Origin of the sequence: Sphingomonas aquatilis (assembly GCF_014196115.1) — a bacterium.
Taxonomy (GTDB): Bacteria; Pseudomonadota; Alphaproteobacteria; order Sphingomonadales; family Sphingomonadaceae; genus Sphingomonas; species Sphingomonas aquatilis.
The window spans coordinates 596,301-616,365 of the sequence record NZ_JACIDB010000001.1 but is presented as its reverse complement, the minus strand read 5'-3'; the positions used below and the strand labels follow the sequence as shown (position 1 = coordinate 616,365).

The 20,065-nt window shown below is 68.4% G+C and carries 18 protein-coding genes, 1 tRNA gene, 1 other RNA gene and 1 pseudogene; 17 read left to right on the top strand and 4 right to left on the bottom strand.

Annotated elements, in window-relative coordinates; translation table 11 throughout:
• Nucleotides 1–25 precede the first annotated feature (25 nt).
• Nucleotides 26–508 carry an RcnB family protein gene (locus GGR47_RS02830; RefSeq protein WP_147036584.1) on the top strand — a complete coding sequence of 161 codons (483 nt, stop codon included), beginning with the start codon at nt 26–28 and terminating at the stop codon, nt 506–508.
• A gap of 120 nt (nt 509–628) precedes the next feature.
• Here GGR47_RS02830 and GGR47_RS02825 read toward each other — a convergent pair whose 3' ends face one another.
• Nucleotides 629–1,741 carry a DUF2332 domain-containing protein gene (locus GGR47_RS02825; RefSeq protein ID WP_147036583.1) on the bottom strand — a complete coding sequence of 371 codons (1,113 nt, stop codon included), beginning with the start codon at nt 1,739–1,741 and terminating at the stop codon, nt 629–631.
• A 61-nt stretch (nt 1,742–1,802) separates the two neighbouring features.
• Here GGR47_RS02825 and hisG point away from each other — a divergent pair, with 61 nt between their 5' ends.
• The 14 genes and pseudogenes from hisG (at nt 1,803) to GGR47_RS02755 (ending at nt 16,732) form a co-directional block, all read left to right on the top strand.
• Nucleotides 1,803–2,462 carry an ATP phosphoribosyltransferase gene (gene hisG / locus GGR47_RS02820; protein ID WP_147036582.1) on the top strand — a complete coding sequence of 220 codons (660 nt, stop codon included), beginning with the start codon at nt 1,803–1,805 and terminating at the stop codon, nt 2,460–2,462.
• Entirely contained in the window at nt 2,459–3,754 is a 1,296-nt protein-coding gene (hisD, locus tag GGR47_RS02815; protein ID WP_147036581.1) for a histidinol dehydrogenase, read from the top strand. Before hisG ends, hisD begins: the two co-directional genes overlap by 4 nt.
• A 401-nt stretch (nt 3,755–4,155) precedes the next feature.
• Nucleotides 4,156–4,710 (top strand): fasciclin domain-containing protein, encoded by a 555-nt coding sequence (locus GGR47_RS02810; RefSeq protein WP_147036580.1) that lies wholly within the window; start codon nt 4,156–4,158, stop codon nt 4,708–4,710.
• Nucleotides 4,711–4,931: 221 nt separating this feature from the next.
• Nucleotides 4,932–5,384, top strand: a complete 453-nt coding sequence (nusB, locus tag GGR47_RS02805; RefSeq protein ID WP_043060415.1) for a transcription antitermination factor NusB — start codon at nt 4,932–4,934, stop codon at nt 5,382–5,384.
• 218 nt (nt 5,385–5,602) lie between these two features.
• Entirely contained in the window at nt 5,603–6,502 is a 900-nt protein-coding gene (thiL, locus tag GGR47_RS02800) for a thiamine-phosphate kinase (protein WP_147036982.1), read from the top strand.
• A 315-nt stretch (nt 6,503–6,817) separates the two neighbouring features.
• Nucleotides 6,818–9,000 (top strand): annotated as a pseudogene (locus GGR47_RS02795) (sodium-translocating pyrophosphatase).
• Nucleotides 9,001–9,241: 241 nt separating this feature from the next.
• Nucleotides 9,242–11,188 (top strand): alpha/beta hydrolase family protein, encoded by a 1,947-nt coding sequence (locus GGR47_RS02790; protein ID WP_147036983.1) that lies wholly within the window; start codon nt 9,242–9,244, stop codon nt 11,186–11,188.
• A gap of 149 nt (nt 11,189–11,337) precedes the next feature.
• On the top strand, nt 11,338–12,768 hold the full coding sequence (locus tag GGR47_RS02785; protein WP_147036984.1) for a sensor domain-containing diguanylate cyclase: 1,431 nt from the start codon (nt 11,338–11,340) through the stop codon (nt 12,766–12,768).
• A 137-nt stretch (nt 12,769–12,905) separates the two neighbouring features.
• Nucleotides 12,906–14,354, top strand: coding sequence for a DNA methyltransferase (locus GGR47_RS02780; RefSeq protein ID WP_018250492.1), 1,449 nt, complete (start codon nt 12,906–12,908; stop codon nt 14,352–14,354).
• A 309-nt stretch (nt 14,355–14,663) separates the two neighbouring features.
• Entirely contained in the window at nt 14,664–14,909 is a 246-nt protein-coding gene (infA, locus tag GGR47_RS02775; protein WP_017977808.1) for a translation initiation factor IF-1, read from the top strand.
• 32 nt (nt 14,910–14,941) lie between these two features.
• Complete coding sequence (locus tag GGR47_RS02770; protein ID WP_147036987.1) at nt 14,942–15,511, top strand: Maf family protein; 570 nt, start codon at nt 14,942–14,944, stop codon at nt 15,509–15,511.
• Entirely contained in the window at nt 15,504–16,445 is a 942-nt protein-coding gene (locus GGR47_RS02765; protein ID WP_147036985.1) for a ribonuclease, read from the top strand. The genes GGR47_RS02770 and GGR47_RS02765 overlap by 8 nt, the downstream gene beginning before the upstream one ends.
• Nucleotides 16,442–16,615, top strand: a complete 174-nt coding sequence (locus GGR47_RS02760; RefSeq protein ID WP_017977805.1) for a DNA gyrase inhibitor YacG — start codon at nt 16,442–16,444, stop codon at nt 16,613–16,615. The genes GGR47_RS02765 and GGR47_RS02760 overlap by 4 nt, the downstream gene beginning before the upstream one ends.
• A 41-nt stretch (nt 16,616–16,656) precedes the next feature.
• Nucleotides 16,657–16,732: transfer RNA gene (locus tag GGR47_RS02755), tRNA-Phe, on the top strand.
• Nucleotides 16,733–16,748: 16 nt separating this feature from the next.
• Here the strand turns inward: GGR47_RS02755 and GGR47_RS02750 are convergent.
• Nucleotides 16,749–17,621 (bottom strand): pirin family protein, encoded by an 873-nt coding sequence (locus tag GGR47_RS02750; RefSeq protein WP_147036986.1) that lies wholly within the window; start codon nt 17,619–17,621, stop codon nt 16,749–16,751.
• Between the two features lie 134 nt (nt 17,622–17,755).
• Nucleotides 17,756–18,134, bottom strand: a transfer-messenger RNA (tmRNA) gene (gene ssrA, locus GGR47_RS02745).
• A 42-nt stretch (nt 18,135–18,176) separates the two neighbouring features.
• On the opposite strand from ssrA, the gene GGR47_RS02740 reads away from it, so the two are divergent.
• Nucleotides 18,177–18,608 (top strand): RrF2 family transcriptional regulator, encoded by a 432-nt coding sequence (locus GGR47_RS02740; RefSeq protein WP_024310459.1) that lies wholly within the window; start codon nt 18,177–18,179, stop codon nt 18,606–18,608.
• 293 nt (nt 18,609–18,901) lie between these two features.
• Here GGR47_RS02740 and mscL read toward each other — a convergent pair whose 3' ends face one another.
• Nucleotides 18,902–19,342 (bottom strand): large conductance mechanosensitive channel protein MscL, encoded by a 441-nt coding sequence (mscL, locus tag GGR47_RS02735; RefSeq protein WP_043060420.1) that lies wholly within the window; start codon nt 19,340–19,342, stop codon nt 18,902–18,904.
• 112 nt (nt 19,343–19,454) lie between these two features.
• On the opposite strand from mscL, the gene GGR47_RS02730 reads away from it, so the two are divergent.
• Nucleotides 19,455–20,060 carry a LemA family protein gene (locus GGR47_RS02730; protein WP_147037370.1) on the top strand — a complete coding sequence of 202 codons (606 nt, stop codon included), beginning with the start codon at nt 19,455–19,457 and terminating at the stop codon, nt 20,058–20,060.
• Nucleotides 20,061–20,065: the final 5 nt, after the last annotated feature.

The following is a 20,065-nucleotide window of genomic DNA, read 5'->3' as shown; positions in this document are numbered from 1 at the left end:
GTACGCGAACCGAGGAGTGAAACACATGCGTAAGATCATGATCGCGGCCCTCGCCGCTGCCACCATCCTGCCCGCCGGCGTCGCCAATGCGCAGAGCGCCCGCGAAGTCCGCCAGAGCGAACGCGAGTTGCGCCAGAGCCAGCGCGATCTCGCCGAAGCGCGCCGCTACGGCGACCGCCGCGACATCCGCGATGCGCGCCGCGAAGTGCGCGAGAATCGTCAGGAGCTGCGCGAGGATTGGCGCGACTATCGCCGCACGCACGGCGACGTCTATCGCCGCGGCACCTATGCCGGCCCGCGCGGCTATCGCTATCGCCCGGTGACCACCGGCTATCGCTTCGCGCCGAGCTATTACGGCCGCCAATATTGGATCAACGACTACGCGACCTATCGCCTGCCGCGCCCGGGCTACGGCTATCAGCGCTGGGTCCGCTACGGCAACGACGTCGTGCTGGTCGACACCCGCTCGGGCCGCGTCGTCCAGGTCTATAACCGCTTCTTCTACTAAGCGGACGTAACCCTCTCTCCGTCATCCCGGCCTCGAGCCGGGATCCCGCTTCTTCTTCTGCGGCTGAAAGCGGGACCCCGGATCAGGTCCGGGGTGACGGTACAGGCGCACCGGGGCGGCTCACGCCGTCCCGGTATCCGCCTCATACGCCCCGCGCCGCATCACATAGTCGCGCGTCTCATAAGGCGGCGATAGCCCTTCCACCCAGGCGCCATGCGCATGGGTCAGCGCCACCAGCTCCATCGGCGTGCTCCCCGGCCAGCCGCGCACGCGCACCTCATGCCGGTGCAGATCGCGATTGGGCTCCATCATCACCCAGCCGAGCGGCCGCTCCGCGGTAGCACGCGCGCCTGCTGCCGCCATTGCGTCGCCGATCCGCGCGCGCGTCGCCGGCGGCAGATATTGCCACACCACCGAATGCATCAGCACGCGCGTGACGCCCGCCTCCTGCGGTTCGGCGAGCCGCGCCTCCACCCAGTCCGCCGCATCGCCCTGCACCAGATCGACGCCGTGCGCGCGCACCAGATCGATCGCCCGTGCCAGCCGTTCCTGCCGATCGGTCGCCTCGACCCACACATAGGCCTGCAACCGCCGCGCTTGGCGTTCATCGGACAGATCGACCGGCGCGATATCGACGCCCCTCACCCGCTCCACCGCGATCGGCACCGCTGGCGGGGGCGGCCCGCGCCAGTCGGGCGTCAGCCTCAGCGCCGCCGTCGCCGGCCCCACCCGCGTGCCGCCGAGGTCGAAGTCGTAATGCCCGATCATCAGGTTCAGCCCCGCGCTCGACCCGATCTCGAGCAGCTCGACGCGCGGGCCATAGCGTGCGGCGATATGGAGCAGCCCAGTCATCAGCCCCGCCGATCGCCCCACCTCGTTGGTCTGCGGCGGCCCGTCCAGCCACGGCCGGATCGCCGCATCGTGCCGCGCCAGCGTCGCCCGCAGCACGTCGGCAATCGCCGCCGGATCGGTCGTCTCGCCCGCGAACACCCGCGACAGATCGGCGTCCGCACCCGCGCGGTGCAGCGCATGCAGCCCGCCGACCAGGCGCAGCACCAGCGCATCCGCTACCGGCTCGCCCGGCCAGTCGAGCACCGTCCGTCCCGTCTCCGTCGATCGATCCAGCGCCACGGGCAGCGCCTCGACGAGCCGCGTCGTCACCGGCGCATCCATCGCTCGGCAGTATCCCGCCTGCACCTCGAACGACTTGAGATTTTCTGCCTCACTCGCCATCGACTCGCCTCCTGCCGGCGCCGTGTTGCGCCTGCTCCCCACCGCCAGTAAAGCCCCGCGCGTGCCGACACCTTTAGTCATCGCCGTGCCCAAGGGGCGCATCCTCTCCGAGGCCCTTCCCCTGCTCGCCCGCGCCGGTATCCATCCCGAAGCCGCGTTCGGCGACGAGAACAGCCGCGCGCTGCGCTTCGCCACCGATGTGCCGCATATCGAGCTGATCCGCGTGCGCGCCTTCGACGTCGCGACCTTCGTCGCACACGGCGCCGCGCAGCTCGGCATCGTCGGGTCGGACGTGCTGGCCGAATTCGACTATTCGGAGCTGTACGCCCCCGTCGATCTCGGCATCGGCCATTGCCGCATCTCGGTCGCCGAACCCGCCGCCATGGCCGCGACCGACGATCCGCGCGGCTGGAGCCACGTGCGCGTCGCGACCAAATATCCGCACATCACCGCCGCCCATTTCGCCAATCGCGGTGTGCAGGCTGAATGCGTCAAGCTGAACGGCGCGATGGAGCTGGCGCCGACCCTGGGTCTCGCGCCGCGCATCGTCGACCTCGTCTCCTCAGGCCGCACGCTCAAGGAAAACGGCCTCGTCGAAGTGGAGGTGATCGCCGAGGTCACCAGCCGCCTGATCGTCAACCGCGCCGCGATGAAGACCCGCGCCGAAGTCGTGCCGCTGGTCGAGGCATTCCGCCGCGCCGTGGCGGAGGGCATGAAGTGATCCACCTCGACACCCGCGACGCCGGTTTCGCCGACGCCTTCACCTTTTTGGTCGACGGTCGCCGCGAAGCCGCCGCCGACGTCGCACGCGACGTCGCGACGATCATCCGCGCCGTCCGCGACGATGGCGAAGCGGCGATCCGCGCCTTCACGCAAAAGCTCGATCGCCATGACTTGGCGGAGACCGGCTGGCGCATCGAACCCGCCACCTGCGCCGCCGCCTACGAGGCGCTCGACCCGCAGCTGCGCGACGCGCTCGACCTCGCCGCCACCCGCATCCGCGCCTATCACGAACGCCAGAAGCCGACCGACACCGATTATGTCGATGAGGCCGGCGTCCGCCTCGGCGCGCGCTGGCGCGGCGTCGATGCCGCGGGCATCTACGTCCCCGGCGGCCGCGCGGCTTACCCCTCGTCGCTGCTGATGAACGCCATCCCCGCGAAGGTCGCCGGCGTCGAGCGGCTGGTGATGGTCACCCCCACCCCCGATGGCGAGATCAACCCGCTCGTCCTCGCCGCCGCGCACCTGGCCGGCGTCGATGAAGTGTGGCGCATCGGCGGCGCGCAGGCGATCGCCGCGCTCGCTTATGGCGCCGGCCGCATCGCGCCGGTCGACGTCGTCACCGGCCCCGGCAACGCCTGGGTCGCCGAGGCCAAGCGCCAGGTCTATGGCGTCGTCGGCATCGACATGGTCGCCGGCCCCAGCGAGATCGTCGTCGTCGCCGACGCCAAGAACGATCCGCAATGGACCGCCGCCGACCTGTTGAGCCAGGCCGAGCACGACACCACGACGCAATCGATCCTGTTCACCGACGACGCCGACTATGCGCAGGCGGTCGCGCGGGCAGTGGACGAGGAACTGGCCATCCTCCCCACCGCCGCAGTCGCGCGCACCGCGTGGGACGCCAACGGCGCGATCATCGTCGTCGACAGCCTCGAGGCCGCCTGCCCGCTGGTCGACCGCCTCGCCCCCGAACACCTCCAGCTCGCCGTCGATAACCCGCAGGCGCTGTTCGATAAGGTGCGCCACGCCGGCAGCGTCTTCCTCGGCCGCCACACGCCCGAAGCGATCGGCGATTACGTCGCCGGCCCCAACCACGTCCTTCCCACCGGCCGCCGCGCCCGCTTCGCCAGCGGCCTGTCGGTTCTCGACTTCATGAAGCGCACCAGCTTCCTGGGGCTGGACGAAGCCGCACTCGCCACGCTCGGCCCCGCGACGGTCGCCCTCGCCCATGCCGAGGGCCTGCCCGCCCACGCGCGCTCGGTAGCGCTGCGGCTGCGGCTCAATCGGTAGAGCGGGGGGACGCCCTGCTCACCGATGTGGTCAACGACGCCATTGAGTGGATCGACGATCGCTTCGGGCGGAGAGCAGCTTGGTGCGCCGCGGTCATCGGAGTGCTGATGTTGACGGTCGGCACCCTGACCGTCGGCTACCTCCTGTTCGGCTAAGCCCAATCGACATTCGCATTAAATCAATCCCTCCCCGCCAGGGGGCATCCGGCATCGTCTGCGAATTTGATCGCGAGCTCAAACGACTAAGCCCTACGACGGCATCAACCACCCCCAGCAACAAAACTTAATATACATCAATTTCAGCTACTTACATTTGAGTTGCTGAAACAACGCATCTTTGTGCCGCGACGGACGTATCTCCGCCGCACCCGCCCCAGGGTGACCAGACAAAGGATGCCTCAGATGACCCGCTTCCAGTTCCGCGGCGCGATCGCCGCCGTCGCCCTGCTCGCCGCCGGTCCGGCGATGTCCGCCGCCAAGAACCCGATGGTCGGCGGCGCCGCGATGTACCCGACCAAGACGATCGTCGAAAACGCCTCGACCGCCAACAACCTGACCACGCTGGTCGCCGCGGTGAAGGCCGCCGGCCTCGTCGACACGCTGTCGGGCCCCGGCCCCTTCACCGTCTTCGCGCCGACCGACGCCGCGTTCAAGAAGCTGCCCGCCGGCACCGTCGACACGCTGGTGAAGCCCGAGAACAAGGCGCAGCTGACCAACATCCTGACCTATCACGTCGTCGCCGGTACGATGACGTCGAAGCAGATCGCCGCCGCGATCAAGGCCGGCGGCGGCAAGGCTACGCTCACCACCGTGCAGGGCGAACCGCTGACCGCGACCATGATGGGCGGCCGCCTCATGCTCACCGACGCCAAGGGCGGCATGAGCCACGTCAGCACCAAGGACGTGATGCAGTCGAACGGCGTCGTCCACGTCATCGACACCGTGTTGATGCCCTGAGTGGGCTTCGGTGCCGGCCCGCTCCCCCTCCCGGCCACCCACATCGTATCCTGATGGGTGGCCGGGAGGGGGAGCATCGGGTCGGCCATGCCCCCGGCATGGCCTGAACAGCGCGGGGCGCTGTTCACCTGGTGCTGGCCGGCACCGCCTTCGGAACGTGCTCTACCGCGCGTTCCGCAAAGGGGTGACGGACGCCCCGCACGCCACTACATGCCCGCACGATGTCCCGTACCACCAACCGTACCCAGGCGCGCGCCGCCGCCCGTCTCGCCGCCGTTCAGGCGCTCTACCAGCATGAGATGGAGGGCACGCCGGTGCCCGCATTGCTCCACGAATTCCACAACCACCGCCTCGGCGCGACGATCGAGGACGCGGAATATGCCGAGGCCGACGTCGATTTCTTCGACGATCTGGTCAAGGGCACCACCGCGCGCGCGGGCGAGATCGACCTCGCGATCGAAAAGAAGCTCGCCAGCGGCTGGACGCTCGCCCGCCTCGACAAGCCGATGAAGGCGCTGCTGCGCGCCGGCACCTACGAACTGATGGCGCGCAAGGACGTGCCGGTCGGCGCGACGATCAGCGAATATGTCGACGTCGCCCACGCCTTTTACGAACGCCGCGAATCGGGCTTCGTCAACGGCCTGCTCGACGCCATCGCCAAAGACGTCCGCTAACCCAAAAATCCTCCCTCGCGTCAGCGGGGGAGGGGACCGCTAACCCAAAGTCCTCCCCCGCCAGGGGGAGGTGGCACCGCGCAGCGGTGACGGAGGGGGAGGACACGGCAAGCCCGATCATCGCGCGGCGCCGCCCTCCCCCTCCACCATTCGGCTGACGCCGAACGGTCCCCCTCCCCCTTGCGGGGGAGGACCGATGCAGGCTCTTTCTTCCGCGTATGACCGAAGCCGACTTCCTCGCCGCCCTGCGCACCCTCCCGCTTCACCCCGCCGCGCGCGGGCTGCGCGACGACAGCGCCCGCCTGACGCGCGCGCCCCTCGTCGTCACCACGGACACCTTGGTCGAGGGCGTCCACTTCCTCGCCACCGACACCCCCCAGGACGTCGCGTGGAAGCTCGTCGTGACCAACCTGTCCGACATCGCCGGCAAGGGCGGCAAGCCCGACGGCATCCTCTTGAACTACCCGCTCACCGACGACGCCTGGGACCGCGCCTTCCTCGAAGGCCTCGCCGACGTGTTGACCGCGTGTAACGCGCAGATCCTCGGCGGCGACACCGTCCGCCTGCCGCCCGGCGCGCCGCGTGTTCTCACCGTCACCGCCTTCGGCTGCGACACCCCCGCCCCCCCGCGCGGCGGCGCCGGCGAGAATGACGCGCTCTGGGTGACGGGCACGATCGGCGACGCCGGCGCCGGCCTCGCCATCGCGCAGGGCCAGCCCGGCCCCGCCGCCCTCGCCGCCCGCTACCGCCGCCCGACGCCGCGCCTCGCGGAAGGCCGCATCCTCGCGCGTCTCGCGCATGCGATGATGGACGTCAGCGACGGCCTGCTCATCGACGCCACGCGCATGGGCGCGGCGAGCAATCTCGCCGTGATCCTCGACCTCGCTGCCATTCCCCTGTCGCAAGCCTATCGCACCCACGCCGGCGACGACCGCCCCGCCCGCCTCACGGCCGCCAGCGCCGGCGACGATTACGAACTCCTCTTCGCCATGCCCGCCAACGTCGTGCCCCCCGTGGACGCCACCCACATCGGCCGCTTCGCCAGAGGCGAAGGCCTGCACCTGTTCGACGGCGGAGAGGCCGTCCCCCTCCCCGACCGCTTGGGCTTCCAACACTAACCCGAACACCCGGTCATTCCCGCCGTGAGGCTCGAAACGCCAATCCCACCCCCCCGTCACCCCGGACTCGTTCCGGGGTCCACCGGGCCGCAAGGGAACGGCAATAGCCTCCAGCCTCCCCCTCGCCGCGGAGTGGGCCCCGGACCAAGTCCGGGGTGACGACGCGCAGGCGGAAGCGACACCCACCCCACACCCCCCAACCCACCGCAACCCACAACCGCTTGCACTCCCCCCGTCCCCGCCATAGCCTCACCCGCAGCGCGCCAGACCGGGGGACATCGGCCGGCGACGTCACTAGGAGAAGGATTTGCGCGAATGACCACGGTCGCCCTCGCCATCCTCTGCGGCGTCATCGCCGTGGTCTATGGCTTCGTCACCAGCCAACAGGTGCTCCGCGCCTCTCCGGGCGACGCCCGGATGCAGGACATCGCCGCCGCCAGGAAGGCGCCAAGGCCTATCTCGGCCGCCAGTACACCACCATCGCGATCGTCGGCGTCATCGTCGCCGCGATCCTGTTCCTGACGCTCAACGCGGTATCCACCATCGGCTTCGTCGTCGGTGCGGTGCTGTCGGGCGTCGCGGGCTATGTCGGCATGAACATCTCGGTGCGCGCCAACGTCCGCACCGCAGAGGCCGCGCGCACCTCGCTGCAGGGCGGGCTCACCATGGCGTTCCGCTCGGGCGCGGTCACCGGCATGCTCGTCGCGGGCCTCGGCCTGCTCGCGATCAGCACCTTCTTCTGGTATCTCACCGGCCCCGCCGGCCACGCCCCCAACGACCGCGTCATCGTCGAGGCGCTGACGGCGCTCGCGTTCGGCGCATCGCTCATCTCGATCTTCGCGCGCCTCGGCGGCGGCATCTTCACCAAGGCGGCGGACGTCGGCGCCGACCTCGTCGGCAAGGTCGAAGCCGGCATTCCGGAGGACGATCCCCGCAACCCCGCGGTCATCGCCGACAACGTCGGCGACAATGTCGGCGACTGCGCGGGCATGGCCGCCGATCTGTTCGAAACCTATGTCGTCACGCTGGGCGTCACGATGATCTCGATCGCCCTGCTCATCCGCGCCGACGCGGCCGAACTGATGCGCCTGATGAGCCTCCCGCTCATCGTCGGCGGCGTGTGCATCGTCACCTCGATTATCGGCACCTACATGGTCCGCCTCGGCCCAGTGAGAAACGGCAAGGGCGGCACGATCATGGGCGCGCTCTACAAGGGCTTCTGGACCAGCGCCCTGCTGTCGATCCCGGCGATCTACCTCGCCGCGCGCTACGTGCTCGGCGACCTCAACCGCACGATCGGCAGCGCCGGCTTCCTCGATGCGGTGTCCGACGACCTCACCACCGGCTTCGACGCCCCCCGCGCCGCCGCCGCGACCGCGCAGGCGTTCACGGGGATGGACCTGTTCTGGTGCATGGTCATCGGCCTCGCCGTCACCGGTCTGATCGTCTGGATCACCGAATATTACACCGGCACCAACTATCGCCCGGTGAAATCGATCGCCGCCGCCAGCCAGACCGGCCACGGCACCAACGTGATCCAGGGCCTCGCGATCAGCCTGGAGGCGACCGCCCTCCCGACGATCGTCATCGTCATCGCGGTCATCGCCACCTACCAGCTCGCCGGCATCATCGGCATCGCCTTCGCCGCCACCGCAATGCTCGCGCTCGCCGGCATGGTCGTGGCGCTCGACGCCTACGGCCCCGTCACCGACAATGCCGGCGGCATCGCCGAGATGGCGGGCCTGCCCGACGACGTCCGCACCCGTACCGACGCGCTCGACGCGGTCGGCAACACCACCAAGGCCGTGACCAAGGGCTATGCGATCGGCTCCGCCGGCCTCGCCGCCCTCGTGCTGTTCGGCGCCTACACCACCGACCTCGCCACCTACTTCCCCGACGTCAGCGTCGATTTCAGCCTCTCCAACCCGTACGTCATCGTCGGGCTGCTGCTGGGCGCACTGCTCCCCTACCTCTTCGGCGCCTTCGGCATGACCGCCGTGGGTCGGGCGGCGGGCGCCGTGGTGGAGGAAGTCCGCGGCCAGTTCCGCGACAATCCCGGCATCATGGAAGGCACCAGCCGCCCGAACTACGGCCGCACCGTCGACCTCGTCACCCGCGCCGCGATCAAGGAGATGATCGTCCCCAGCCTGCTCCCCGTCCTCTCACCGGTCGCGCTCTACTTCATCATCCGTACCGTCGCGGGCCAGGCGCAGGGCTTTGCGTCGCTGGGCGCGATGCTGCTCGGCGTCATCGTCTCCGGCCTGTTCGTCGCGCTGTCGATGACCAGCGGCGGCGGCGCCTGGGACAATGCCAAAAAGTATATCGAAGACGGCAATTACGGCGGCAAAGGCTCCAAAGCCCACAAGGCCGCCGTCACGGGCGACACCGTCGGCGATCCGTACAAGGACACCGCCGGCCCCGCGGTCAACCCGATGATCAAGATCACGAATATCGTCGCGCTGCTCCTGCTGGCGGCCTTGGCCGGCAGCGGAGGCTGAGGCAGAGCCTCGGCAAGCGCGACCGGCCGGCGGACGGGCGGGAGCACCTCCCGCCCGATCCGTCCGACGTCACGGGGAGTGGACGGTGAACGATGCCCCGCATCGTTCAGATCATGCCGGGGGCATGATCGACCCTCCACTCCCCCGTGACGTCCGCCCTGACTCGCCACCAATTGACGCCGCACTAACCTGCGTTAGTTTCCCATCACTGGCCTTGGGGAAGGCCGCCGGGGGGAATTCCATGCTTCGTACCTGCGCGCTGTCGCTCGCCACCGCTCTGTTCGCCACCACCGCCACCGCGCAGACGCCGCCCGCCACGACGCCCGCCGCACCCCCCGCCGCAGACGCCCCCATCCCCGCCGCGGTTTTCGCCCAGCTGCCCAGGTTCGAATCCCCCCGCCTGTCGCCCGACGGCACGCGCATCGCCGCGAAGATGGCGATCGACGGCGTCCAGAGCCTCGTCGTCATGCCGCTGTTCGACGGCAAGCCCGCCGCGTTGAAGGTCGGCGAGAATATGGACATCAACTGGTGGCGCTGGGTCGGCGATAAGTGGCTCGTCGCCGGCATCGGTAGCCAGTCGCACCTCGGCGGGGAGGACATCTACATTACGCGCATGGTCGGCCTCAGCGCCGATCTGAAGACGCTCAACCGCATCGACTGGACCAATTCCGGCATCCGCGCCGACGACCTGCTCTGGTCGGCCAAAGACGGCAGCCCGCGCATCCTGTTCGCACGCTCGACCGGGATCGACACGATGGCGGACATCTATCCGTCCGTGTGGGACGCCGACGTCTCGACCGGCAAGGTCCGTCGCGTCGCCGCCAGCCAGCCCGACGTATGGGACTGGTATGCCGACGGCGCCGGCACGTTGCGCATGGGCATCCGCTACATCGACGACACCGGCCGCGGCGCGCTGCTGTATCGCGGCTCCAACGCCGAATCCTTCCGCACCATCGCGCGCAGCGATTCGCGCAAGGAGCAGAGCTTCATCGTCCCCACCACCTTCCGCGCCGACGGCACCGCGCTCGCGACCAGCGACAGCGGCGGCCGCGATGCGCTGTACGAAGTCTCGCTGCCCGATCTGACGCTGGGCAAGAAGGTGTTCGACCATCCCGGCTACGACATCGACGGCGTCGTCGAAAACCGCGACGGCAACGACGTGCTAGGGATCAGCGTCACCGACACGTTCGACCATATCGTCTGGCTCGATCCCGCCCTGAAGCGAATCCAGGCCGCCGCCGACGCCGCGGTCGGCAATCGCCGCGCGCGCATCGTCTCGCGCAGCGCCAGCGGTTCGCAGATGCTGGTCGAGGTCGGCAGCCCATCGCAGGCCGGCGCGCTCTATTACTGGGATCTCGGCAGCGACCGCATGCAGCGCTACGCCTTCCAGAACGACACGCTCGCCGGGCGCAGCCTGTCGCCGGTCAGGACCGTCCATTACACCGCGCGCGACGGCACGGCGATCGAGGCGATCCTGACGCTCCCCCGCCATCGCCCGAACGCGAAGAACCTGCCGCTGGTCGTCCTGCCCCACGGCGGCCCGATCGCGCGCGACAGCGAAGGCTGGGACTGGTGGGTCCAGTATCTCGCTGAACAGGGCTATGCCGTCATCCAGCCCAATTACCGCGGCTCGTCCGGCTATGGCACCGCCTTCGTCAAGGCGGGCGAAGGCGAATGGGGCCTCAAGATGCAGGACGACCTCAACGATGCGATCACCTTTCTGGCTAAAGAGGGCATCGCCGATCCCAAGCGCGTCTGCATCGCCGGCGCCTCGTATGGCGGCTATGCCGCGCTCCGCGCCGCCCAGCGCGACGGCGCGCTGTATCGCTGCGCCATCTCCTATGCCGGCGTGTCGGACCTTGCCGGCATCAAGAAATACGATGCGCAATTCCTCAACGGCAAGACGCTGGGCCGCTACTGGACCAAGCGCGCGACCGACCTGCACGCCGTCTCCCCCCGCTTCGGCGCCGATCAGGTAACGATCCCCGTCCTGCTGCTGCACGGCAAGGCCGACAAGCGCGTGCCGGTCAAACAATCCCGCCAGATGGCCGATGCGCTGAAATCCGCCGGCAAGCCCTATCGATATATCGAGCAGCCGCTGGGCGATCACCATTTCACCCGCAGCCAGGACCGGCTGGAATTCCTCACCGCAATGGGCGCGTTCCTGGCGAAGTATAATCCGGCGTGAGGGGGATTGCCGCACCCGGCCATCGCCCCGCGTATGACGAGGGTCGATTAACCCGCGGCGGGTGATTTGTCGTCGTCTTCCCACGGCTTCGCTCGCGCGACGCGGCAAATATTAACCCCGTTTTGACTGATCTCGATCAATTTGGGTGGATGGGAGAGACAGTCCGCACCGCGCGCCCATCGGGGACGCCATCCCGCACCATCTGGCTGGTCGCGGCATCGCTCTATTTCCTGTTCGCCGCCTCGACCATCCACCTCACCAGCGACGGCCGCACGATCGCGACGGTATGGCCGGCCAATGCCGTCCTCGTCGCGCTGCTGCTGCTCGATCGGCGCCCGCGCTGGTGGACGGTGCTCAGCGCCGGCCTCGTCGGCAATGTCGCCGCCAACTGGCTGACGCGGGGCAGCATCGTCGGCCCGCTGCTGTATGCGATCGCGAACGGGCTGGAGGTGGTGGTCGCCACCATCCTCATCCGCCGCGGTTCGGGGTCGATCGACCTGCTCCGCTCCACCGGCGCGCTGCTGCGCTTCATCCTCGCCGCCGGCCTGATCGCGCCCGCGCTCAGCGGCGCGGCGGGCGCCGCCACCGCGACCCTCGTCTACGACCAGGCGTTCGTCTCCTCGTTCAAGACCTGGTTCCTCAGCGACGGCCTCGGCCTGCTCGTCTTCACGCCGGTGTTCATGGCCATCCTCGGCGGCCAGCTGACCGACTGTATCCGCAGCAAGTCGCCGATGCAGCGACTGGAATCGCTCGCCTATCTCGGGCTGGTCGTCGCCACCGCCTATCTCGTCTTCTACGTGGCGGTGCTGCCCGCGCTGTTCCTGCTCTACGCGCCGGTCATGCTCGTCACCTTCCGCGTCGGGCCGCTCGGCACCAAGATGGCGGTCATGGCCATTGCCGTGATCGGCGCGTGCGCCACCGCGTCGGGCCATGGTCCGGTCGTGATGACGACCGGTGACCCGGTGCTCCAGGCGCATCTGTTCCAGTCCTTCCTCGCCATCATGCTGATCACCTGCCTGCCCGTCGCGGCGGAGATCGCCGCGCGCACCCGCCTGTCGCGCAAGCTGGAGGAACAGGCCGCCGAAGCGCATGCCGAGGCGATCACCGACACGCTCACCGGACTGCTCAACCGCCGCGGCTTCGAACGCCGCGCCGGCGCGCTGCTCGATCGCGCCGCTTCGCCCTTGTGCTGCGTCGCGATGGACATCGATCACTTCAAGGGCATCAACGATTCCTGGGGCCATCCCTTCGGCGATCACGTGCTGCGCCATCTCGCCGCGACGCTGCGCGCCAATACCCGCCCCGACGATCTGATCGGCCGGCTGGGCGGCGACGAGTTCGTGATGATCCTGCAGGTCGGCGATCACGACACGGGCGAGGCGATCTGCACGCGCATCCAGGCCGCATTGCGCCAACAGCCGATCGCCGCCGACGCCGCGACGCACGTGCTGCTCAGCATCAGCTGCGGCATCGCCGGCATCACGCCCCCCGATCGCCTGCGCGACGTCATCGCCCGCGCGGACGATGCACTGTACCGCGCGAAGGCCGGCGGGCGTAACGGCTTCCGCTCGGCGGGGTGATCGGGGCGGGCCTGCCGCAGCCAACCATCCGCTTTGGATGAAACGATCGGGAACAGGCCCGCAACATCGGATGCGTCGCAGCCGATCCGGATCAATCGTCATGCCCCGATCGCCGCTGCCCCCGGCACAGTCCGGCAATGCGGAACAGACCCCTCAATCACCTCTATTATGGCGATAATCTGGACGTGCTGCGCGATCATATCGCCGATGCCAGCGTCGATCTGATCTATCTCGACCCGCCCTACAATTCGAACGCCAACTACAACATCCTCTTCAAGTCGCCGACCGGCGCCGGCGCGGATGCCCAGATCGAGGCGTTCGAAGACACATGGCACTGGAACGACACGGCGGAGGACGCCTTCGACCAGGTCTGCAAGAGCGGCAACACGCGCGCGTTCGAACTGCTCCGCGCGATGCGCGCGTTTCTCGGCGAAAACGACATGATGGCCTATCTCGCCATGATGGCGATCCGCCTGGTCGAATTGCATCGTAAGCTCAAGCCGACCGGCAGCCTGTTCCTCCACTGCGATCCGACCGCCAGCCATTACCTCAAGCTGCTGCTCGACGCGGTGTTCGGCGCCCAGCGCTACCGCAACGAAATCGTTTGGTGCTACACCGGGCCGGGGTCGCCCGGCATGCGGCAGTTCATGCGCAAGCACGACACGATCTTCTGGTTCAACAAGGGCGACACCTGGACGTTCAACGCCGACGCCGTCCGCGTCGAACACAGCGCCAAGACTCGCGAAAACTATAAACCCGGCCTTGTCGGATCGGGCTTCGTCGGCGCCGATCACCTGATCCACGCCAAGGGCAAGGTGCCAGAGGATTACTGGAACTTCGCCATCGCACCGCGGGGCAAGGAATATCTCGGCTACCCCACGCAAAAGCCGATCAAATTGCTCGAACGCATCGTCGCCGCCTCGTCCAACGAAGGCGACGTCGTGCTCGACCCCTTCTGCGGCTGCGGCACCGCGGTGCATGCCGCGCAGAAGCTCGGGCGGCACTGGATCGGGATCGACGTCACCCATCTCGCCATTTCGCTGATCGAACGGCGCATGCAGGCAGCCTTCCCGGATGCCAGCTTCACGGTAGAGGGCACGCCCAAGGACCTCGCCTCCGCCACCGATCTCGCCAGGCGCGACAAATATCAGTTTCAATGGTGGGCGGTGTCGATGGTCGATGCCGTGCCCTATGGCGGCAAGAAGAAGGGCGCGGACGGCGGCGTCGACGGCTTGCTCTATTTCAAGCCGGACGGCAAACGCACCGAAAAGGCGATCGTCTCGGTCAAGGGCGGCGACCATGTCGGTGTCGGCATGATCCGCGACCTGCATTCGGCGATGGTGCGCGAAAACGCGCCGATCGGCGTCTTCGTCACGCTCGCCACGCCGACCGGACCGATGCTGAAGGCAGCGGCGGCGGTCGGCCGGTTCGAGGACGGATTCAAGCGCACCTATCCGCGGCTTCAGATCCTGACGGTCGCCGATCTGTTCGCCGGACGAAAGCCCGATCTGCCCTATCCCGATCCCAACCTCGCCTTCCGCAAGGCAGCCCGCGAAGACACGGGCCGGCAGGACCGGCTGCTCTGATCCGATCTTTCCCCTGTCCTACACGCGCCGAATATGCATCATCCCCGGAACGCTCTTTGACCCGTCCGACCCTACCCCCCACGCTCCCTGCGCATGAGGGGGTCTCCGGCACATGACGTATCGTCCACTTCGTCCGCTTCCGAGGGGGCCGGCCGGCTTGCGAATCGCCCCCGCCGCCCCCATCTCGCATCCTGCAAGGCCTTGCGACGCGCCGCCCCCTGTTGGACCGGCGCCGCCCGTCCGCCTTGCTTCCCTTTTTCGGCGACTTGCGCTAAGGGCGCGCCCGAACACGCGAACAGAGGTTGATTTTTGGCCAAGGAAGAACTGCTCGAGATGCGCGGCCGCGTGGTGGAATTGCTCCCCAACGCGATGTTCCGTGTACAGCTCGAAAACGACCACGAAATTCTCGGCCATACCGCCGGCAAGATGCGCAAGAACCGCATCCGCGTGCTGGTCGGTGACGAGGTGCTGGTCGAACTGACCCCCTACGACCTGACCAAGGGGCGGATCACCTACCGCTTCATGCCCGGCCGCGGCGGCCCCGGCCCGCAATAAGCGGCGGCGGCACCCGCGTGCCGCCCGACCTTATGCCACTGGTTCTCGCCTCTTCCTCGCCGCGCCGGCGCGATCTGCTGGCGCGTCTCGGCGTCGTGCCCGATCGCATCGCCGCGCCCGCGATCGACGAAACCCCGCGCCCCCGCGAACTGCCCCGCGTCTATGCGCAGCGCCTCGCCGTCGAAAAGGCGCTGGCGGTGCAGCGCGCGCCGGATGAGACGGTCATCGCCGGGGACACCACCATCGCGCTCGGCCGCATGATCCTACCGCCCGCCGAGACCGAGGCGATCCAGCGCGACCTGCTGCTCCGCCTGTCGGGCCGCCGCCACCATGCGCTGTCGGCGATCTGCGTGATCGGCCCCGACGGCACGCAGCGCACGCGCCTGTCCGACACGATCGTCGCCTTCCGCCCGCTCTCCCCCGCCGAAATCGACGCCTATGTCGCGTGCGGCGAAGGCCTTGGAAAAGCTGGTGGTTACGCCATCCAGGGCCGCGCCGAAGCCTTCGTCCGCTTCCTCCACGGCAGCCATTCGGGCGTCATCGGCCTGCCGCTCACCGAAACCCGCGCCCTCCTCCGCGCCGCCGGGCTCCCCCTTGCCTGAATGGGTCTATGAAGCCGGCATCGGCGAAGCCCGCGCCGCGCTGATCGAGGACGACCGCATCGTCGAAGCCGCGATCGAACTGCCGAACACGCTCCGCCTCGGCGCCATCGCCAGGGCCCAGCTGGTCGAGCTGACCGCCGGCGGCATGGGCCGCCTGTCGATCGCCGGCGAGGACGCGGTCCTGCCCCGCATCCCCAAAGGGCTGACCAAGGGCGCGACCCTGACCGTGGAGATCGTCCGCGAAGCCATTCCCGAACCCGGCCGACCCAAGCCGCCCCGCGCCGTGGCGACCGACGCTACGCCCGCCGACGGCCCGGACCTGCTCGCCCGCCTCCACGCCACCGGCCATCCCATCCGCACGCTCCGCCCCCACGAACCCGACGCGCTGGAATCGGCCGGCTGGTCCGAACTGCTCGAAGAAGCGATGGACGGCGCGATCGCCTTCCCGCTCGGCGCGCTGCGCCTGTCGCCCACCCCGGCGATGACGCTGTTCGACGTCGACGGTCCGCCCCCGCTCGAACCGCTCGCCGTCGCCGCAGCGACGGCGGTCGCCGCAGCGATACGCCGCCACGGCATCGGCGGCTCGATCGGCATCGACTTTCCGACGCTGGAGGGCAAGGCCGCGCGACAGGCGGTCGCCGAAGCGCTCGACGCCGCGCTGGTGCCGCCGTTCGAGCGCACCGCGGTCAACGGCTTCGGTTTCTTGCAGATCGTCCGCCCCCGCCCCCGCGCCTCGCTGCCCGAATTGCTCCGCACCGATCCGGTCGGCGCCGCGACCCGGGCGCTGCTGCGCCGGCTGGAGCGCGAGCCCCCCGGCAGCCCGCTGCATCACCGCCTGCCCGCCCCCGTCCACGCCCGCCTCGTCAGCCGCCCCGACTGGCTGGCCGAGCTTGCACGCCGCACCGGCGTCACCCATCTGTTCGACAGCCTATGACCGCCACGACCTGCCCGATCTGCGACAAAGCCGTCGATCCGCTTCACACGCCCTTCTGCTCGCGCGGCTGCCGCGATCGCGACCTGCTGCAATGGCTGGGCGAAGGATATCGCATCCCGGTGCAAAATGATGCGCATGAGGGGCTGGACAGCACCGGCGGGGACCATTAGAGGCGCCACTTCCGAACGCGAAGCCTTCGCGTGACGGCCCTGCCCGGGTAGCTCAGTTGGTAGAGCATGCGACTGAAAATCGCAGTGTCGGCGGTTCGAATCCGTCCCCGGGCACCACTTCCCACATCGATGATCACACCGCCGGCAGCGGCCCCGTGCCGTTGAACAGCCCCGCCTGATAATCGCGGATCGCCTGGCCGATTTCGTCGCGCGTGTTCATCACGAACGGCCCATGCGCCACCACCGGCTCGCCGATCGGATCGGCATGGCCGTACAGCAGCACGGCATCGTCGCTCGCGGTCAGTTCCACCGAATCGCCGTCGTCGCGCACCGTCGCCAGATGCCAGTGCGGCACGCTCCGCCCGCCGATCGCCACGGTGCCGGCAACGATATACAGAAACACTGACCGTCCCTTTGGCGCCGGCAGCGTCACCGCCGCACCGCCACGCAGCCGCACGATCGACAGCATCACGCCGGTCAGCGACCGGATCGGCCCCTCCACGTCGACGAACCGCCCCGACACCAATGCGACGCTGCCCGCATCGTCCGGCAGCGGCACCACGGGGATCGCATCGGCCTGCAAGCCGGTATAGGCCGGCGCTGTCATCTTCAGCCGGCCAGGCAGGTTCACCCACAATTGCAGGATCTCCATCGGTCCGCCGTCACGCTTGAACGCGGGCGGCGAGATTTCGGCATGGATCAGCCCCGATCCCGCCGTCATCCACTGCACGCCGCCCGCTTCGATGATGCTGGCATGGCCGCCGGTGTCGTGATGCGCCAGGCTGCCGTCGAGGATGAACGTCACCGTCTCGAATCCGCGATGCGGATGCGGCCCGAACGGCAGGCCGTTGTTGCCCGGGCGATACGTCTGCGGGCCGTGATGGTTGAGGAACAGGAACGGATCGACCTGCTCCAGCCCCGGCCCCGGCACCGGCCGCCGCGTAACCAGATCACCGATATCGTCGCGATGGGCAGGGTGGATGGCGGCAAGCGTGCGGGCGGTCATGCGAAAGGCTCCTTCCCGCGCAAGATGGCGGCAACGCCGCGCAGCGACAACGCCCGCAGCGGGAACGCTGCGTTTCGTACGACCATCGATATGGACAGTGGGGAGCTTCTGTTGCCCGGTGCTCCCCGTACCGCTGGAATCCCCTTCTGTTGCCCGGTGGGGTCCAACCGCGCTATTTTGGAGTAACCTTAGGCCGTGAGGCCCTCAGTTACGCCGCAATCGCGAGTGCTTCGTTATCGTTGGCACTTGTGTAATGGGCCGTTGCGGTGGTCCCATTCCGAGCGAAAGACAGCGCTTTTCAACACACGTCGATCCTAGTTCGGCCCCGTCATCGACGCTGTGCCAATCGCCAGCACGCATGAAGCGTGCCGCCGAGCGGCTCAGCGTCGGTGGTGGAGCCGCCGGGTACTGCCCCCGGGTCCGCTGCGCCTATTTAACGCCACCGTTTATCGCCATAGCCGGCTGGAAGCCGGCCCGGTCGATATAGGGGCAGCGTCACGTCCCTGCAATCCACGCCTTTCGTTAGCCACAATATCCGGCCATAGCGGCGCCATCATGTTGACCCAGCGTTCCCGTTACGCGTTGCGCGCGATGCTGTTTCTCGCCGAAGCACCCGCCGCCAGCCCGCCGATCCCGATGGGCAAGATCGCCGTCGCCGCCAATGTGCCGCGCAAGTTCCTGGAACTAATCCTGGCCGATCTGCGCGATGCCGGCTTCATCCAGAGCACGCGCGGCAAGATGGGCGGCTACGTCCTCGCGCGGCCCGCGCACCTCATTTCGCTGGGCGACGTGATCCGCGTGATCGAAGGGCCGCTCGCGCTCGTCCCCTGCGTCAGCCGCACCGCCTACCGTCCGTGCAAGGACTGCAAGAGCGAGGCCGATTGCGCGATCCGCCACGCGATGATGCGCGTCCGCGACGAAACCGCCCGCATCCTCGACGGCACCAGCCTCGCCGACGCCACCGCCGACCAACTCGTCGCGGCGTAAGGACACCCCATTCCCGTCATCCCGGCCTCGAGCCGGGATCCCGCTTCTTCTTCTTCGCGCCGATAGCGGGACCCCGGATCAAGTCCGGGGTGACGATGGTGGCAAGGCCCAGTACGGCTGGGTCGCCGACCAGCGCGTCACGGCATGCCCCCATTCCTCCCCCGCCAGGGGGAGGTGGCAGCGAAGCTGACGGAGGGGGAGGTCAACGGCTCCCGTCGCGCTCGCGGCAACGCCCCCTCCACCATTCGCTACGCGAACGGTCCCCCTCCCCCGCTAAAGCGAGGGAGGATCCATCACACCCGCGGCCGCGCCTTCAGCTCGTCGCGAATCTCACGCAGCAGCGCGACATCGGCCGGCTCGGGCGCCGGGGCGGCGGGCGCCTCGGGCTTGGCGATCACGCGGTTGACGCTGCGCACCAGCAGGAAAATGATGAAGGCGAGGATCAGGAAGTTTGCCGCCTGCGTCACGAACTCGCCATAGCCCAGCAGCGGCACGCCCGCCTTCTTCAGCGCGGCATAATCCGTCGGCGATCCGGTATAGGTCGCGGGGATTGCGCCCAACCGAATGAAATAGCTCGAAAAATCCAAGCCGCCGAAGATCTTGCCCACCACCGGCATGATGATGTCTTCGGTCAGCGACGTCACGATCTTGCCGAATGCCGCGCCGATGATGACCGCCACGGCAAGGTCCAGCACATTGCCCCGCGCAATGAAGGTCCTGAATTCCTTGAACATGTTCGCGTCCTCCCCGTTGTTCAGGCGTCGGGTGAAAGCCTAGGCTGCGATTACCCCTTCGCCAAGCCCGCACGCTGTCCTATATGGATAGGACAGATACGCTCTCAGGAGAATGTTCATGTCGTCGCTTCGTCCCGTTGCCGCCTTCGCGCTGGCTGCCACCGCGAGCCTGTCGCTCGCCGGATGCGGGATCAATTCCGTGCCGACGGCCGAGGAAAATGCCAAGGCGCGCTGGGCCGACGTCCAGAACCAGTATCAGCGCCGCGCCGACCTGATCCCCAACCTCGTCGCGACGGTGAAGGCCGCGGGCGCGCAGGAAAAGGACATTCTGGTGCAGGTGACGCAGGCCCGCGCCGGCGCCAACCAGGTGAAGCTGTCGGGTGACCAGCTGACCGATCCCGCCAAGATGCAGGCGTTCGAACGCGCGCAGGGCGCCGTTACTTTGTCGCTCCAGCGCTTGCAGGAGGCGTACCCCGAGCTGAAGAGCCAGAGCAACTACACCACGCTGATGAGCCAGCTGGAAGGCACCGAAAACCGCATCACCATCGCGCGCAGCGATTACAACAATGCGGTGCAGGCGTATAACACCAAGATCCGCACCTTCCCCGACGCGGTCGGCGCGAAGATCTTCTACGGCGCCAAGCCGCTGACCCCCTTCGCCGCGACGACGCCGGGGGCGGATCAGGCCCCGACCGTCAACTTCGGGAATGCGAGCTGACGGCG